16 protein-coding genes are annotated in these 15,421 nt (G+C 47.2%); 6 read left to right on the top strand and 10 right to left on the bottom strand.

The genetic code is table 11. The annotated features are described in order from the left end of the window. Window positions 1-32: 32 nt before the first annotated feature. Window positions 33-224, top strand: a complete 192-nt coding sequence (locus KNO70_RS04375; protein ID WP_074036509.1) for a YtzJ family protein — start codon at window positions 33-35, stop codon at window positions 222-224. A 16-nt stretch (window positions 225-240) separates the two neighbouring features. On the opposite strand, the gene KNO70_RS04370 is transcribed toward KNO70_RS04375, so the two are convergent. After that, window positions 241-1,209, bottom strand: a complete 969-nt coding sequence (locus KNO70_RS04370) for a DHH family phosphoesterase (protein ID WP_078147192.1) — start codon at window positions 1,207-1,209, stop codon at window positions 241-243. A 75-nt stretch (window positions 1,210-1,284) separates the two neighbouring features. Here KNO70_RS04370 and KNO70_RS04365 point away from each other — a divergent pair, with 75 nt between their 5' ends. Continuing rightward, window positions 1,285-1,599: a YtpI family protein gene (locus tag KNO70_RS04365; RefSeq protein WP_047795158.1), complete on the top strand. Its 315-nt coding sequence runs from the start codon at window positions 1,285-1,287 to the stop codon at window positions 1,597-1,599. Between the two features lie 41 nt (window positions 1,600-1,640). Here KNO70_RS04365 and KNO70_RS04360 read toward each other — a convergent pair whose 3' ends face one another. Continuing rightward, the gene (locus tag KNO70_RS04360) at window positions 1,641-2,951 is read right to left on the bottom strand and encodes a DRTGG domain-containing protein (RefSeq protein WP_012726728.1); all 1,311 of its coding nucleotides are present in this window, start codon (window positions 2,949-2,951) and stop codon (window positions 1,641-1,643) included. Between the two features lie 165 nt (window positions 2,952-3,116). Between KNO70_RS04360 and KNO70_RS04355 the strand changes: the two genes are divergently transcribed. Next, the gene (locus tag KNO70_RS04355) at window positions 3,117-4,214 is read left to right on the top strand and encodes a M24 family metallopeptidase (protein WP_078147193.1); all 1,098 of its coding nucleotides are present in this window, start codon (window positions 3,117-3,119) and stop codon (window positions 4,212-4,214) included. Between the two features lie 60 nt (window positions 4,215-4,274). Here the strand turns inward: KNO70_RS04355 and KNO70_RS04350 are convergent, their stop codons facing one another. Both KNO70_RS04350 and KNO70_RS04345 read right to left on the bottom strand, forming a co-directional pair. Continuing rightward, window positions 4,275-4,997 (bottom strand): metallophosphoesterase family protein, encoded by a 723-nt coding sequence (locus tag KNO70_RS04350; protein WP_214811298.1) that lies wholly within the window; start codon window positions 4,995-4,997, stop codon window positions 4,275-4,277. Window positions 4,998-5,007: 10 nt separating this feature from the next. Next, the gene (locus KNO70_RS04345; RefSeq protein WP_214683962.1) at window positions 5,008-5,733 is read right to left on the bottom strand and encodes an SDR family oxidoreductase; all 726 of its coding nucleotides are present in this window, start codon (window positions 5,731-5,733) and stop codon (window positions 5,008-5,010) included. Between the two features lie 183 nt (window positions 5,734-5,916). Here KNO70_RS04345 and KNO70_RS04340 point away from each other — a divergent pair, with 183 nt between their 5' ends. Then, on the top strand, window positions 5,917-6,354 hold the full coding sequence (locus KNO70_RS04340) for a universal stress protein (protein WP_012726732.1): 438 nt from the start codon (window positions 5,917-5,919) through the stop codon (window positions 6,352-6,354). A gap of 53 nt (window positions 6,355-6,407) precedes the next feature. Here KNO70_RS04340 and KNO70_RS16270 read toward each other — a convergent pair whose 3' ends face one another. The 4 genes from KNO70_RS16270 to tpx all read right to left on the bottom strand — a co-directional run bounded on the left by KNO70_RS16270 (window position 6,408) and on the right by tpx (window position 10,228). Beyond that, window positions 6,408-7,010, bottom strand: a complete 603-nt coding sequence (locus KNO70_RS16270) for a 3D domain-containing protein (protein ID WP_078147941.1) — start codon at window positions 7,008-7,010, stop codon at window positions 6,408-6,410. A 408-nt stretch (window positions 7,011-7,418) separates the two neighbouring features. Continuing rightward, window positions 7,419-8,630, bottom strand: a complete 1,212-nt coding sequence (locus KNO70_RS04330; RefSeq protein WP_214811295.1) for an acetate kinase — start codon at window positions 8,628-8,630, stop codon at window positions 7,419-7,421. 119 nt (window positions 8,631-8,749) lie between these two features. Continuing rightward, a complete protein-coding gene (locus KNO70_RS04325) occupies window positions 8,750-9,643 on the bottom strand; it encodes a class I SAM-dependent methyltransferase (RefSeq protein ID WP_078147197.1) in 894 nt (297 codons plus the stop codon). Window positions 9,644-9,739: 96 nt separating this feature from the next. After that, a complete protein-coding gene (tpx, locus tag KNO70_RS04320) occupies window positions 9,740-10,228 on the bottom strand; it encodes a thiol peroxidase (protein WP_074036494.1) in 489 nt (162 codons plus the stop codon). Between the two features lie 149 nt (window positions 10,229-10,377). On the opposite strand from tpx, the gene KNO70_RS04315 reads away from it, so the two are divergent. After that, on the top strand, window positions 10,378-11,196 hold the full coding sequence (locus tag KNO70_RS04315; RefSeq protein WP_078147942.1) for an NAD kinase: 819 nt from the start codon (window positions 10,378-10,380) through the stop codon (window positions 11,194-11,196). 49 nt (window positions 11,197-11,245) lie between these two features. On the opposite strand, the gene KNO70_RS04310 is transcribed toward KNO70_RS04315, so the two are convergent. Beyond that, on the bottom strand, window positions 11,246-12,817 hold the full coding sequence (locus tag KNO70_RS04310) for an amidohydrolase (RefSeq protein ID WP_214811292.1): 1,572 nt from the start codon (window positions 12,815-12,817) through the stop codon (window positions 11,246-11,248). 74 nt (window positions 12,818-12,891) lie between these two features. Continuing rightward, complete coding sequence (gene ezrA / locus KNO70_RS04305; protein ID WP_031423123.1) at window positions 12,892-14,622, bottom strand: septation ring formation regulator EzrA; 1,731 nt, start codon at window positions 14,620-14,622, stop codon at window positions 12,892-12,894. A gap of 238 nt (window positions 14,623-14,860) precedes the next feature. Here ezrA and KNO70_RS04300 point away from each other — a divergent pair, with 238 nt between their 5' ends. Continuing rightward, a complete protein-coding gene (locus tag KNO70_RS04300; protein ID WP_078147200.1) occupies window positions 14,861-15,343 on the top strand; it encodes a GAF domain-containing protein in 483 nt (160 codons plus the stop codon). The last annotated feature ends 78 nt before the right edge of the window (window positions 15,344-15,421 follow it).

Genomic DNA, 15,421 nt, shown 5'->3' with positions numbered 1-15,421 from the left:
ACAAAACTCACGACAATAGGGGGTAAAAGCGTATGATTATCAATCGGGGACAGATTGCACGCGATAAGTTAGAAAAATTACAGCATGGTCAAACCGTGTTTGCCGACAGCCCAGAAATCATCGACCGGCTCCGTAAGTACATTACTGAGTATCAGCTCGACGTCGTCGAGGACGTGACCGAACGAGGTACATGGTTCATCCCAAAGGAAAATGGAGACAAATGAAGAGAGCTGACCTCGGTCAGCTCTCTTCATTTTCTTCAAACGTGAATTCCCCAGCCACTTCATTCAAAGCCGCAATCACGTCATCCATCTCATCCCATGTGTCAATCGTGGCACCAGCCGCCATCGGATGACCGCCCCCACGGTATCGCTTGGCCACTTCATTGATGACAGGACCTTTCGACCGGATGCGCACACGAATCTCTTCTTTGTTTTCCACGAACATGACCCAACATTTCAATCCCTCAAGACCAGAGAAGCTATTGACGAGTTGCGATGCCGCTTCCGGGGACGCATGGAATGTCCGGAGCACGTCCTTGTCAATCTTCACATAGCCGACCCCCTCTTCCGTTACTTGGACATGCTGTAACACATAGCCTTGCAGTTGGAGGGTCGCCAAATTTGTTTTATACATATGACGATACAATTTATTCGTATCGATGTCTTTCGCAATCAGTGCCGAAGCAATCTCAAACGTTCGGGCCGTAGCATTTCGAAACTGGAAACGTCCTGTGTCGCCAACGATGCCGGCATAGAGTAAAAATGCCGCCTCTTGGTCAATGGGATATCCCCAAATGTCCGCGAGTTCCACAATCATCTCAGACGTCGAACTGACCGAGGTATCGACAATCTGTGTCATCGCATACGGATCTTCATCAGGATGATGATCGATTTTGATGATCGTCTTCCCTTTCAATGCGAACGGTCCATCGATTCGCTCTTGATTCGCCGTATCCAAAATAAGGACGAGCGCGTCCTGATACATTTCTTCTTCGACATGTTCCATCTTTCCTAAAAACTCCAGGTCTGGAACCATGCTACCGACCACATAGATTTGTTTCTCCGGATGAACCGATTTTAAAATGCGTTGCAAACCAAGCTGACTCCCCAATGCATCAGGGTCTGGTCGTACATGGCGGTGGATGAAAATGGTGTCAGCCGCCTCAATTTCTGATTTGATTGTATCCGCTTCCTGCCATTGCGTCATGATGATTCCTCACTTTCCTACACACTATTATGGTATGATGATAACAGATTACGAGATAGAAAGGGGTTCCTTCACTTGCAACTTGTCATGATTGGACTCATTTTGTTCGCGCTCGGTGCGTACCTTGTCTTTAAGCGCCGCGCTTTTTTGACAAAGACGCCAAACCGCAAAGCGTTGTTCAACACGCAAGCGTTGATCTGGTTAAGCTTATTCCTCGCACTGTTCGCTGCGAACCAAATGGTTGGAGGATTCGGTCTGAATTCAACTGTCGGTTGGATTGTCAGCATCGTCATGTTAGTCGTCGGTCTAGGGAATGCCGTTGTCGGATTTATCCGTTACCGCAAAATTTACCCACTCGCCGCAGAAGAACCGACGAATACGCCATCATGAAACAGAGCACCCGCTACAGTGCGTAGTAGGTGCTCTTTTCGTTACCGGTCGATGAGTTGTGCCGTGACGAGCGCCTTGGCGACAAGTTGTGTCCCTTGCGTCATCTCCACATCCACTTTCCCGAACTTCCGCCCGAGGTCGAAAACATTGGCCGACACTCGGATCTGACTTTCAATTTGAATCGGTTTCATGAAATAGACGGTGATATTCTCGACCACGAGGTCGCCTTTTTTCATATGACGCAGACTTCGCGTCGCCCCTTCGACCAACAACGTCGTCAACACGCCAGATGAGGCGGTCCCCATATGACTCGTCATCTGTGGTGCCACTTCAACCGTGAATGCCGTCCCGTTCGATGCAGGGTCTTCTTTCAGCTGGTTCGTGATCATGTTATCGAACGTCTCACCGACTTGCGGTTGGCGGTTCGCCAGTTGCAACGCCTTCAGCACATCTTGACGGCTAATAATCCCAAGTAGACGTCCGTAGTTATCGACGACAGGTAACATCTCGATTCCTTCCCACACCATCTGGTGTGCCGCATTGGTGACACTCGTTTGTACGCCCACCGTGATCGGACTTTTGGTCATGACCTTCTCGATGTCATAGTCATGGGATTTATCGATGACATCCTTTGCTGTGATCACGCCGACCACTTTCATCTGTTCATCGATGACGGGATAGCGATTATGTTTCGTCCGTTCATTCAGCTCATGCCAACGTTTCACCGTGTCGTCTGACTTCAGATAGAACGTATCGTGGAGCGGGATGACGATATCCGAGACGAGTAAAATCTCTTTTTTGATTAGACGGTCGTAGATGGCTCGGTTGATCATCGTCGCGACTGTAAAACTGTCGTAGGATGTAGAAATGACAGGCATATCATACTTATCTGCCATCCGTTTCACTTCATCCGTTGTATCGAATCCCCCTGTGATCAATACAGCCCCACCTGATTGTAAGACGAGTTCATGCGCCTTCTCGCGGTTCCCGATGATGACGAGTGAGTCGACATCGATATATCGCATCATCGCCTCGAGCTTCATGGCACCGATTACAAATTTCGATAGCGTCTTATGGAGGCCGTTACGTCCGCCCAACACCTGACCATCGACGATATTGACGACCTCGGCGAATGTAAGTTTTTCAATATTCTCTTTATGCTTTCGCTTGATCCGGATCGTCCCCACCCGTTCAATGGTAGATACGAAACCTAGGTTCTCAGCTTCCTTGATGGCCCGATAAGCCGTACCTTCTGATACAGCCAACTCTTTGGCGATTTGGCGGACCGAAATTTTTGACCCAACATCGAGTGACTCGATATGTGCTATGATCTGTTCATGTTTTGTGGTCATACGCGGAGTCCCTTCTCTCAATACATTTTCTACTCTATTCAGTATACTGTATCAGTCCAACTAGTTCAAACTGTACCAATCAAATTGCAACATTTCCTTTCTGTTTTCGAAACAGCTATAATAGACGAGTAGTCAACGTAAGAGGTAGAAGGGAAGGGATTCAACTTGAATCAACGCACCAATCAAATTGCACAATCTCTAGCGACAAAAGGGTTAGATGCAGCATTCATCACATCGAAAGCATCCGTGTTTTATTTCTCGGGAGTATACGCGGAAGCACACGAGCGATTGATCGCCATTTTAGTTTTGAAAAACGGCACAACTGCCATCATCTGCCCAGCACTTGAAAAAGGGATTGTCGAAGCGAGTGACTGGTCAGGTGAAATCGTGACGTATATGGACCACGAAAATCCATGGGACAAAATCGTCAAGTTATTCCTCGACAACCAAATCGTTCCTGAACGAATCGGGATCGAAGGGGAACATTTGACATTCAACCGAGTCGAGCATCTTCGTGCCGGTTTTGCCGGTCTGTCCATTATTGATTTGACAGACGAGCTCCAAACGTTACGTATGATCAAATCACCGGATGAAGTCCGAATCATGAAGCGGGCCGCCGAGTTGGCAGATATGGCCATCGAAGCCGGGATCCGTTCCCTCCGTGAAGGCGTGACCGAACTCGAGGTCATCGCGGATATCGAATACGCTATGAAACAGCAAGGTGTCCGTGAAATGTCTTTCGACACACTCGTCTTGTTCGGCGAGAATAGTGCCGACCCTCACGGTGTCCCAGGCAACAACCGTCTGAAAAAAGGTGATTTCGCCTTGTTCGACCTCGGCGTCGTCTGGCAGGGATACTGTTCAGACATCACACGAACGGTCGTCTTCGGTGAGGCGAGTCGCAAACAACGTGAGATTTACGACACGGTTCTCCAAGCGGAGGAAGCCGCAATCGAGATGGCGAACGTCGGGACGACACTTGGCGCAATCGATATCGCCGCACGACAAGTCATCACGTCTGCAGGATATGGTGAATACTTCACCCACCGGATCGGTCACGGAATTGGAATCGAAGTACACGAACATCCATCGATGGCAGCGAACAATGACACGACCGCCCAAGTCGGGATGACGTTCACAGTCGAACCGGGTATCTATTTACCGGGAATCGGCGGAGTCCGTATCGAAGACGATCTCGTCATGACAGAAAGTGGGCCTATCACATTGACGAGTTATCCAAAAACACTTCAAGAGATTGAATGACAAAAAGTGCGATCCATTAACAAGGATCGCACTTTTTACATATCTTACTTTTTACATATCTTAATAGAACAAACGAAGCATGACATCCCGTTGAGGTACGTCATAACGTTCCATCTTCTCTAAAAAGGTAAGCTTGTCATATGGGACCGCCTTCAGTTCAAGGTCAATCCCCGTTTCTCCTTCAGATAATATGGCAAAGCGAGCCAAGTCATCTTTCGCCACCCCGAGCGCACCAGGATTGACGTAGCGTTTCCTGTCATCTTCAAACAAGTGGACGGGATGGTGATGTCCGAATAACACGATTTCTCCTTCATACGTCCCATATAATCGTTGCATATTTTCCAGCGTCGGTTCGAGAATCTCGTGAAACGGTTCCTCGACGATCGCGGCATGGCGTCGGTCGGTCGGGATATGATAATGAATACCGAACACCGTTTCGCCAGCCATTTCGACGGACATCGTTCGTGGAAGAGATTCGAGGACATCCGCATATCGAGTCTCCAATTGACGCGCGACCCACTCATGGTGGGGGCGCGTATGTGCATAACTTTCCGGATGACCGTATCCAGCCAAAAGGGAAAGGACGGCCTCATCATGATTCCCAGAAATCATATGCGCGCCCCGATCTAGCAATCGCTCCATGACCGCATTGGAGTCCGGTCCCATCGCAATCATGTCACCAAGTGACCAAATGACGTCGACCCGCTCTGTATCCATGACTTGGAGCGCAGCCTCTAACGCTTCGAGATTGCCATGAACGTCCGTGACCACTCCGATTTTCATCGTGTTCCCCTCACTTCCGATATTGATGGACGACGTTGACGCCGCCTGTCACATCGATGATGGCACCTGTGATCATGTCCGAGTCTTCTTGTAATAAGAACGAAATCAAACGCGCGATATCTTCTCCCGTCCCGTGTCGACCGACCGGAGTGCTTTCATCTACTTCCGCTTCCTCAATGCGCATCTCCTTTTGCGAGCCGACGATATTGCCCGGGTTGACCATGTTCGCCGTAATCCCGAACGGTGCCTCTTCCAATGCGACCGATTTTGTCAAACTGACGAGTCCCGTCTTTGCAGCGGCAAACGCAGAACGATGGATCCACCCAGGCGCCGTCCCACTTTCCGGAAATCCATACGAGATGATGCGTCCGAATCGATTCGAGCGCATGGAAGGAAGCGCACGACGCATTAACCAAAATGAGGCGGACAGGTTGCCCGTGAGTACTTCGTCCCACTCGTCGTCCGTCAATTCGACGAGCGGTTTCCGCTCAAAGATATATGGACCTGCATTTAAGATCAAGGCGTCCGGTTCACCAAACCGTTCGACCGCTTGCTCATAGGCCGAGAGCAGTTGTTCGCGGTCCGTCAATCCGGCCTCAATCATATGTATCCGCTCATGTTCCCAGTCGATTGGATTCCGTTGCAAAATGCTAACGTGCCAACCATCTTGTAACAGACGCTCCGTCACGACGCGTCCGATCCCTTTGGCACCAGATGTAATCAATACGTGTTTCATCGTCCTACCTCCTCCGCCTTATTTTACCCGTTCTTTCACACGAATTCCAAACTTGGACATGTCGTGAACACCGCCATGAAAAAATTCACTCATTTTCATGGCGAAAAAGCGTGAAAACCGAAAGAAGTGGTATACTATATATGTAAGCCGAACGTATATTTCGAGCGAAAGGTTGGGATTTACATGGCAATTGTATACAAACACATTTTATCTGCCGTTGACGGCTCTAAAGAGGCGGAACGTGCATTCGAAACAGCAATCGATGTCGCGATTCGTAACGAAGGGAAACTGTACGTCGGTCATGTGATTGATACGCGGACGTTTGCGACTGTAGAAGCGTACGATCGGACAATCACAGAGCGCGCCGAGACATATGCGAAAGAATTGCTTGAAGACTATGTCAATCGCGCGAAAGAGCGTGGCGTAAAAGAAGTCGAGACGGTGATCGAATACGGCTCACCGAAAGTGACGATTGCGAAAAAGATTGCGCCTAATCATGATATTGATCTTATTATTTGTGGCGCGACAGGTTTAAACGCTGTAGAACGTTTCTTTATCGGAAGCGTCTCTGAAAGCATCGTCCGTTATGCGAAATGTGACGTCCTCATCGTTCGTCAATAATCATCCATGCATAAGAAAGGGTCTTGCGCAATCGCAAGACCCTTTCTTATGCATTACAACACCTTGACCGTAACCGTTTTGCGACCGAATTGAATCGCCGCACTATGTGAATACATTAAGATGTCGATTTTATTTCCTTTGATGGCGCCGCCTGTATCAGCTGCCGTGTAGGTACCTAACAACTTGCTCCCTACGTATACTTGTACTTTTGTTCCGAGCGGAATGACGCGCGGGTCTACCGCGATGACATTGCGCTTTTGAGTACGAACGTTCCATCCAAGTGCTGTCTTACCTGAACATCCCTTGCAATACGGTGTATATGCCGATGCTTTCATCGTATATGTCTTCACGCTTGCTGGTTTGAGCGGTTTTGGAGCACTTACCGTACGTAAGTTCTTTGTAGGGACCCATCCGGCCTTCCCTTTATAGTTCACGCGAATCCAAGCACCTCGAGAACCTGTACGTTGAAGACGATCACTCGCTGTCATCTTCCCAATCACTCGTGCATTTGATTTCCCTTCTGCATAAACCATCTTCGAACCTGACTTTGTCGCAACATAAACTTTTTTCGTAGCTGCTTCCACTGGTGAAGTCGGTAGAGCAAATGCAAATACGGCGATGGCGAGAAGTAAGAGCATCATGATTTTTTTCAACATACGTTTTTTCGTCCTCTCTTCGTCAATTTGTCTTCGATTCCGTGTCATCCTTTATCTAGGCGATTTGTCACTTCCAATGAATATTTCGTCCAGATAACTATATGACGAAATATCGGTCAGTGCCGTTACACTTCCTGTTCATTTGAGTGACACGAACATTACAAATCGATGTCAAAAGTAACGATTTATCGTGTTAGATTAGACATTTGAATCGAACGAGAGATATTTTTATAAATTCACATCCAATATATGGTTTATTCATGACGTAAACATTGCAAAACGGTGCAGATGAGGCGCCTAATGTTACAAAGGAGATAACATTGGTCCCACTTCAGATTCTTCACATTAGTAAAAAAGACTCACAAAAAAAAACCCACGTTACACGAAGTAACGTGGGTTCGTTTCGTATTAAGCGTGTGTTTCGATAAGATTTGCGATGCGTACCGTGTCACGCGCGATGACCAATTCTTCGTTCGTCGGGATGATGATGACTTTAACTGGTGAGTGCGGATAGTTGATGAACAACTCTTTTCCGCGAGCACCATTGTTAAGTGAAGGATCCCAGTAGACACCCATGAATTCAAGACCGCGAAGGATGCGTTCACGGATGACGTCCGAGTTCTCACCGACGCCCGCTGTGAAGATGATGGCGTCGACACCATTCATTTCAGCCGCATATTGACCGATGTAACCGTGAATACGGTTCGAGAAGATTTTCAATGAAACTTCTGCACGATGGTTGCCTTCTGCAGCCGCTTGCTCGATGTCACGCAAGTCACTTGAGATACCAGAAAGTCCGTACACGCCAGATTCTTTGTTCATGACGTTCAAGACCTCTTCAGCAGACTTCCCTGTTTTTTGCATCAAGAACGGGATGAGGGCCGGGTCCAAAGAACCTGAGCGCGTTCCCATCGTGATTCCTTCGAGTGGTGTGAAGCCCATCGTTGTATCGATTGAGCGACCACCTGCTACTGCAGCGATCGATGCACCGCTACCGAGGTGACATGAAATCAAACGCAAGTCTTCTAGCGGACGACCGAGAAGTTCTGCCGCACGCTGTGTGACATACTTGTGGCTCGTTCCGTGGAAACCGTATTTACGTACACCATGTTCTGTATAGTATTCATAAGGAAGACTGTACAAGAAATTCTCTTCAGGCATTGACTGGTGGAACGCTGTATCGAATACCGCTACTTGTGGGACATTCGGCAAAATTGCCTGGAATGCGCGAATACCTGTCAAGTTTGGTGGGATGTGAAGTGGGCCGAGCTCGGTGAACGACTCGATGTTCTTCATGACTTCATCGTCAATGACGACCGAATCCGCATACAACTCTTTTCCGTGTAACACACGGTGACCTACGCCAGAAATCTCATCGAATGATTGGATGATATCCAATTCGATCAATTTCTCCAACGTCAATTCAACCGCTTCTTTGTGCGTGTGAAGTGGTGTGACCACGTTGAACTTCTGTCCTTCACCGTACTTGATTGTAAAAATCGCATCTTCTTTCCCTACACGCTCTATAAGTCCGACTGCGAGCAACTCTTCCGTTGGCATCTCGAGTAACTGGAACTTGAGCGATGAACTACCCGCATTGACTGCCATAATTTTCGTCATGTCATACACCTCTTACCTTTCGTTTTAAACGCATATCTTTATCTGTTCAATTTAAAACTGATAACTGTATCATAATGAAGATAATTGATTTTGCATACCTTTTTCAAGTATTTTGTCCATTAATTTTGAGTTGTTTTGAACCAATCATCAATCTGTTTCACAACATTCGCTACCGCTCTGACATCAGTGAATGACGGAAGTTCCACGAATAGCGCTTGTTTTGGCCGTGTGACGCCTTCTCCTACTTTTTGAAGGAGCAATAAGCTTTTCGCGTAACGTTCGTCTTTAAACATCGTCGTCGGAAGTTGAATGACCCCTTTCACAACAGCCTCACGGTCCATCCATTGTTTTAATTTCCCTTCGTCATCCTGTTCAAACAAATTGTTCGGGATGACAAATAATCCATGCCCACCTGGTTTCGTATGGCGAATCGCCTGTTCCATCAAGAGGAAATGCGAATAGGCATGTCCTTGTTCTCGTTTCATGTCGTATCCGGCTGCCACTTCATCATTTGGATAATAGCCGATCGGCAAGTCAGCAACGGAAAGATCGCTCGGTTCAACAAACAGAGGAGCAAGGGCGTCTTGATGGAAGTAGGATACTGGTTCTCCTAACAAGTTACTAATGGAATAGGAAAGACGAAGCAACAGTTCATCCACTTCGACCGCTTGCGCTGTCGCATCTTTTAACTGAGAGAGAACGGCGTGCGTCAACGTACCTGTCCCACTACCTAAATCTAGAATCGTCGCGTTTTCCTTAAGTAGCTTCGAAGCTAGATAACCCATAAATAGGCTGACCGCATCCGGTGTCGGTTGATTGTTCGGGGGGAGTTGTGTCGTTTCTTCCAAGACGAGTAAACTCACTGCTTTACGGACATCGTCCATCATCTCTTTTTCAATGTCAACATGGTCAAATACTTGGACGAGTGCCTCGATCGGTAATACATCCAGATCGTTGACCAGTTTCTTCGCTTCCTTCTTCCAATCACGATAGAGTTGTTCAAAACGTTCCATTTTCGTTCATCCTTTCCATACAAAACCGGCCCCCATGAGAGGACCGGTCGGTTCACGTACTAGTGTAAGCTATTTTAATCAATTTCGCCAAACGAATCAATTCGCTTGTTCGAACGCCTCAAGTGCCGCCGCGAAATCAACTTCATCTGTCATTTCATCCATATATTGTACATATTGGACGACGCCATTCGAATCGACGACGAATACAGAACGCGCAAGGAGACGCATTTCTTCAATTAAAACACCATATGCTTTTGCGAACGAAAGATCGCGGTGGTCCGAGAGGGTGACTACGTTATCTAAACCAGATGCAGAACACCAACGGCGCTGTGCGAACGGCAAATCGTTCGATACAGTCAAGACTGTACCACCGAGTGATGAGGCCTTTTCGTTGAACTCACGCGTTTGTGCATCACATACGCCTGTATCGATTGAAGGAATGACACTGATTAGTTTTTTCCCCGGATAGGTTGCTAACGTCACTTCTTCTAAAGCAGTCGTCAAGACGCGGAAATCAGGAGCTTGATCTCCTACCTTCACTGGATTTCCTTGTAATGTTACGTTGTTCCCTTTAAATGTTGGCATGTACTCATCCCCTTTGTTGTAGTTACTCGTTCATCATATCGATGAACTTGAGCCTTTGACAAACTTCCTGCTTTTGACTCTGTTTCAGTTTTCCCTATATCGGTAGGAAGAAACACGTTATAATAAAGAGGACACCATTGACAAAGGGGATGACTCAGATGAGAAACAACGTCTATTTGTACCATCGTAACGTCAACGAATTCACAAAAGAAGTGAAGAAACTGAGAGAAATCGGGGAAAAACACGGGTTCAACATCGTAAATCAACCGGAGGACGCGAACATCATCGCTGCAGTCGGCGGGGACGGGGCATTTTTACAGGCGGTTCGCTACACAGGCTTTCGTCAAGACGCCATCTACGTTGGTTTCGGTCGTGGATTGAACGAGTTTTATTGTGATTTCGACATACATAAACTCGATGAAGTCGACCGCCTCTTCTCGGACAACTCGATGCGAATCGAAGAAGGTCTCGAAGTCCGGAAGTATCCACTTCTTTCAGCATCGATCAACGAATCGACACCGCTCCTCTGTTTAAATGAGGCTTCGATTAAATCAAGTATTATCAAATCACTCGCCATCGAGGTCTATATCGACGATCTACATTTCGAAACATTCCGTGGGGACGGAATGGTTGTATCGACGCCGACGGGATCGACTGCTTATAACAAATCTCTCAGCGGTGCGGTCGTCGACCCACTCATCCCATGTATGCAAGTGAGTGAGATCGCTTCGGTCAACAATAATCGCTATCGCACACTCGGCTCATCCTTTATCGTTCATGATTCGCGTAAGTTGTCACTCCGCATCGTCGAAGACGGCAACGACTACCCGATTATTGGGATGGATAACGAGGCGCTGAGCTTGAAGTACACAGACCGAATCGATATCGAACTCTCGGACAAGGTCATCAAGACTGTCAAGCTTCGGACCAACTCGTTCTGGCATAAAGTGCAACGTTCATTCTTCTGATAAAGAAAAGGAGTGGTTCCATCCCTTTCGGGTGAAACCACTCCTCTTTTTATATCGTGGCTGTTTCTGCCTCGTACACCGGCTTCCCTTCGACAACAGTCATGACAAGACGGTTGTGCAGGATGTCTTCCCCACTCAATTTAAAGAAATCTTCGTCCCATACTGTGAAGTTGGCATTGTAACTTTGAACCAATAGCCCGTTTCTTCCGTGCGTCCCTGTAGCAACATGAGGCGAATACGTGAAGCTGCGAAGAGCTTCATACATCGATAGACGTTCACTCGGATTTAGCGTGCTCGACCCGTGAAACGATTGTCGCATCACCGCTCCAAACAATCCCTTTCGAACGTCAACAGATGAAATCGGCGCGTCACTTCCTCCTAACACCAATGCCCCTGTATCGAGTAAAGACTTGAATCGATAGACATCATGCACACGCTCATTGCCCAACCGCTCGAACAGCATGTCCATGTCATCCGATAAAAATACCGGCTGTGCATCAATCAAAACAGGCAATGATTTGATTCGGTTGATCAATGAGTCATTCAATAATGAGGCATGGATAATTCGATCTCGTGTCCCTTTTCTGGCAGGGTACTTCTCAAGCAGGCCGACAAATTGCTCGACCGCCGCATCACCGATCACATGCGCTGCCACATTCATACCGTATGTTCGTGCTTTTTTCACGAGTGCCTCGAGATGATCTGGTCGATGTACTTCAATTCCTCGTTGACTCCGATCATCCGCATACGGTGCAGATAACAGAGCGGTGCGTCCACCGAACGAACCGTCGACAAAGAGTTTCATCGCACCGAATTCAAACCGCTTCCGACGCGTCATCGCATCTTGCTGGATGACACGATCCACCACCTGTTCGTGGACGAGAAGGTGTGCTTGAAACGGAAGTTCGTCCAGTACATCTTCGTACGCTTGAATCGTTTCGAGCGGATCTCCATGATAGAACAAGTCTTCCGTATGGGCACCAACGATTCCATGTGCGAATAATGAATCGATTGCCCGACGAAGAGAAGCCGCATTTTTCTTACGGTTCCCACTCAATTCTTTATATAAGAGATCTAGTGCAGCATCATATAGGACGCCATTCAATTTACCTTCTTCACCTCGCCCAAGTTTTCCACCTTCGATCACCGTATGGTGGATCAGTCCAAGTCGTTCAAGTCCTTTCGAGTTCACGACGGCTACGTGACGACAGACACGCTTCAACACGACAGGACGGTCGTCAATCACTTCATCAATCATCTCGCGTGTCGGCATGTCACCGAGCAGACGATCATCAAACCCTTCTGCGACGATCCAATCGTCGTCCGACCCTCGTTGCTTCATCGTTTCAAGTAATTCTCGAAGATCCGTCGCTTCACTCGCATCGACACGGTCGAGCGCTTCGCCGTATCCGACAAGGTGAATGTGTGAATCGGTAAAGGCCGGATACACACTCTTCCCTTCCAAATTCACAATCTCTTCGATGCGACCGGCATATGTATGTCGGAGATGTCCCTCGTCCCCCATCTTCAAGACGCGTCCATGCTCAATAAACATGGCACGTTCCATCTCACCCGGTTTATTCAATGTGTAGATATTCCCGTTGACCCATAGTGTACCCATCTGACGATTCCTCCTTGATTGAAAAAAGATTGACGTCTACGTTTTTCCCGTTTCCGTCAATCTTCATGCATCGTTTATTTTTTTAGCAATTCCTGCTGTTCTAACCCTTTATCCACACGTTGACGAATTTCATTGGCTCCGTTCTCATCGAATCGACCGAGCACCCGCTCACCGATTTCGACCGCAGTGCCATACTCTCCATGCAAGAACTTGTTTTCCGCAAGCGTCAAGGCGATATGGACCTCGTTGTCACGGCGACGGAAGCGGTTTGCATATTGGAGCAACTGTTCCGCATACGTCACTTGACGAATCAGTGCATGGACACGGTCACGGAAGTTATCCATCATCTCTTCGACATCATGGCTAAGCCCGACGATATAAGTCATGTTGAACGGTGCCTTGTCAAACTGTTCGTCTAACGACTGGACACCTTTTTGGAGCTGACGTAAGTCGTTTGACAAATCATTCGGAACAACCGGCATCGCACTTTTCGCTAACAGGCGACGATGCCCAGACAATTCTTTTTTCCACGTTTCTAACTTGTGACGGACCTCAAGCTCTTCTTTACGTAATGAATTCGTATCCTCAATGAAACGCTCATGCATGGCACTGAATTGGTCAAGTGACCGTTTCGCTTCCTGCACTTTGGATTTGATCATACTAAACGGTAACATTTGCGCGACGAGAGCTTGTTCAATATCAAGTACATTCGCCGTGAGAGTCGTTCGTTCACGTTCTAATTGTTCGAATTCTTCTCCGACGCGTGCATTGATTTCATAGTTGCTTACAAGTCGAGACATTTCCGTCTGTAAGTGATTCATGATTTCGGCAGATTGCAATTCGCGCTCTTGTATCGTCGCAAATTCTTTTTTCACGTATTGGCGGGCATCGACCTCTGTTCGGAATGCTTCGAATAATTGATCGATATCCGAGCTCAACTGTTGCATGTCCTCTTCAAAATGATCAAATTCCAAGCGTTCGATTCGAGCCATCAACTCTTCTCGACGATCTTCCGCTTGATCGATTTCTTCCATTAATCCTAGTGGTTCAAGCGCATACCCGTCCATTTGCATTTCTTTATGTCCAGCGCGGAGTTGTTGAAGTTGTTGTTTCAGTTCCACTTGAACCGTACGTACAAATTGCGGAATGATCCGAATCAGTTCACGGATGTGTCCTACTTGATTCGATAAGGCTTGTCCGGTTTCAAATGCTTCAGAAACTTGACCGACCTGCTTTAAGTTAATCATCTCACTGCGTTTCGCCTCGGCAGCGGCAATCTCTTGTTCCACCAATGCATAGGTTGGTCCGAACGCATGGTTTTGTGAATTCAATGTCTTGCGGAACTGATACAACTCTTTCTCATCCTGCTTCACAATGTCCATAAGCGAGGTGTGATGCGTCGTAAATTCATCCATCTCATCGAGCATGGCGTGTACCATCGTCTCGAGCTCTTCAATGAGTTGTTCAGTTGCATTCAAGTCAGCTTTGACTTTCATGAAACGATATTTATCCAAGTCTTCCTCAGCCCGGTATAACGCTTCATCGATTTGACCTGCATGTACACTGACTAACTCATCCCAAGATTGATGCCAACGATCAAACTTTTCTTTCGTTTCCCCTTCCATCGGCCACTGTTTGAATTTCTGGAGTTCGACGGGTATGCTCGCACTGAGCACACTTTGTTTCCTCATATCCAAGTCGTCAATTTTTTGGTAAAAATTCCTTCGAATGAGCATACTCCCCAACATGCCGCCTAATACGACGACGATGATTCCAATGATTAATCCATAAATTCCGTAATCCATCTTTGTCACAACCTCCAAGCCGCTTTCGTGGACTTATGTACCTTTATATTAAAAAAAGAAGTATTTTATAAGAATAGATATACCTAATCATATTATAGAACCAACGATTTGCATAGGTTTTCCAATGGTTTCAGTGGAGATTGTTCATTTTTTCGGAACTTTCTAACAAGACAAATCTGAAATTTGCGTGTACCATAATGCTAAATTCTAAAAACATGAAAGATGGAAGGGGATTCATATGTTCCAAACGACATCGTACTCAGGTGATTTGACAGCCGGTTACGACCTATTAAACAAGCAACTCGCCGCATTATTAGAGGGCGAAACAAATACAGTGGCCAACCTTGCCAACGCCAGCGCTTTACTCAACCAATTTTTAGATCGGATCAACTGGGTCGGATTCTACGTGACTGATTCTGAAGACAGTCTCATTCTAGGACCATTCCAGGGACTCCCGGCTTGCGTTCACATCACGTTCGGTAAAGGGGTTTGCGGAACTGCGGCAGCTACACAAGAAACACAGCTCGTGGCCGATGTTCATCAATTCCCTGGTCATATCGCATGTGATGCGGCTTCGAACTCTGAAATCGTCGTCCCTCTCGTACGTGACGGGAAAACGATTGGCGTGCTCGATATCGATAGCCCGGAGTTCGACCGTTTCTCAGAAATCGACCGTCAAGGACTCGAACGTTTTTGCGAAACACTTCTTCGCTATATTTGATTGACAAGAGATGGTATTCATCGTATACTCATCTTTGTGCATGAAATGACGATAGCAGTCACAGACAAACGTATCCAC

Origin of the sequence: Exiguobacterium sp. s181 (assembly GCF_018617125.1) — a bacterium.
In the GTDB taxonomy this organism is placed as follows: Bacteria; Bacillota; Bacilli; order Exiguobacteriales; family Exiguobacteriaceae; genus Exiguobacterium; species Exiguobacterium profundum.
The sequence above is the reverse complement of the archived record's forward strand: the minus strand, read 5'-3'. Positions and strand labels throughout refer to the sequence as shown.

Bases quoted from the DNA above. Each gene is read 5' to 3' on its own strand.
- KNO70_RS04300 (WP_078147200.1), top strand. From the start codon at position 14,861: ATGTTCCAAACGACATCGTACTCAGGTGATTTGACAGCCGGTTACGAC.
- KNO70_RS04370 (WP_078147192.1), bottom strand. From the start codon at position 1,209: ATGACGCAATGGCAGGAAGCGGATACAATCAAATCAGAAATTGAGGCG.
- KNO70_RS04340 (WP_012726732.1), top strand. From the start codon at position 5,917: ATGGCAATTGTATACAAACACATTTTATCTGCCGTTGACGGCTCTAAA.
- KNO70_RS16270 (WP_078147941.1), bottom strand. From the start codon at position 7,010: ATGTTGAAAAAAATCATGATGCTCTTACTTCTCGCCATCGCCGTATTT.
- KNO70_RS04375 (WP_074036509.1), top strand. From the start codon at position 33: ATGATTATCAATCGGGGACAGATTGCACGCGATAAGTTAGAAAAATTA.
- KNO70_RS04315 (WP_078147942.1), top strand. From the start codon at position 10,378: ATGACTCAGATGAGAAACAACGTCTATTTGTACCATCGTAACGTCAAC.
- KNO70_RS04360 (WP_012726728.1), bottom strand. From the start codon at position 2,951: ATGACCACAAAACATGAACAGATCATAGCACATATCGAGTCACTCGAT.
- KNO70_RS04330 (WP_214811295.1), bottom strand. From the start codon at position 8,630: ATGACGAAAATTATGGCAGTCAATGCGGGTAGTTCATCGCTCAAGTTC.
- KNO70_RS04325 (WP_078147197.1), bottom strand. From the start codon at position 9,643: ATGGAACGTTTTGAACAACTCTATCGTGATTGGAAGAAGGAAGCGAAG.
- KNO70_RS04350 (WP_214811298.1), bottom strand. From the start codon at position 4,997: ATGAAAATCGGAGTGGTCACGGACGTTCATGGCAATCTCGAAGCGTTA.
- ezrA (WP_031423123.1), bottom strand. From the start codon at position 14,622: ATGGATTACGGAATTTATGGATTAATCATTGGAATCATCGTCGTCGTA.
- tpx (WP_074036494.1), bottom strand. From the start codon at position 10,228: ATGCCAACATTTAAAGGGAACAACGTAACATTACAAGGAAATCCAGTG.
- KNO70_RS04310 (WP_214811292.1), bottom strand. From the start codon at position 12,817: ATGGGTACACTATGGGTCAACGGGAATATCTACACATTGAATAAACCG.
- KNO70_RS04345 (WP_214683962.1), bottom strand. From the start codon at position 5,733: ATGAAACACGTATTGATTACATCTGGTGCCAAAGGGATCGGACGCGTC.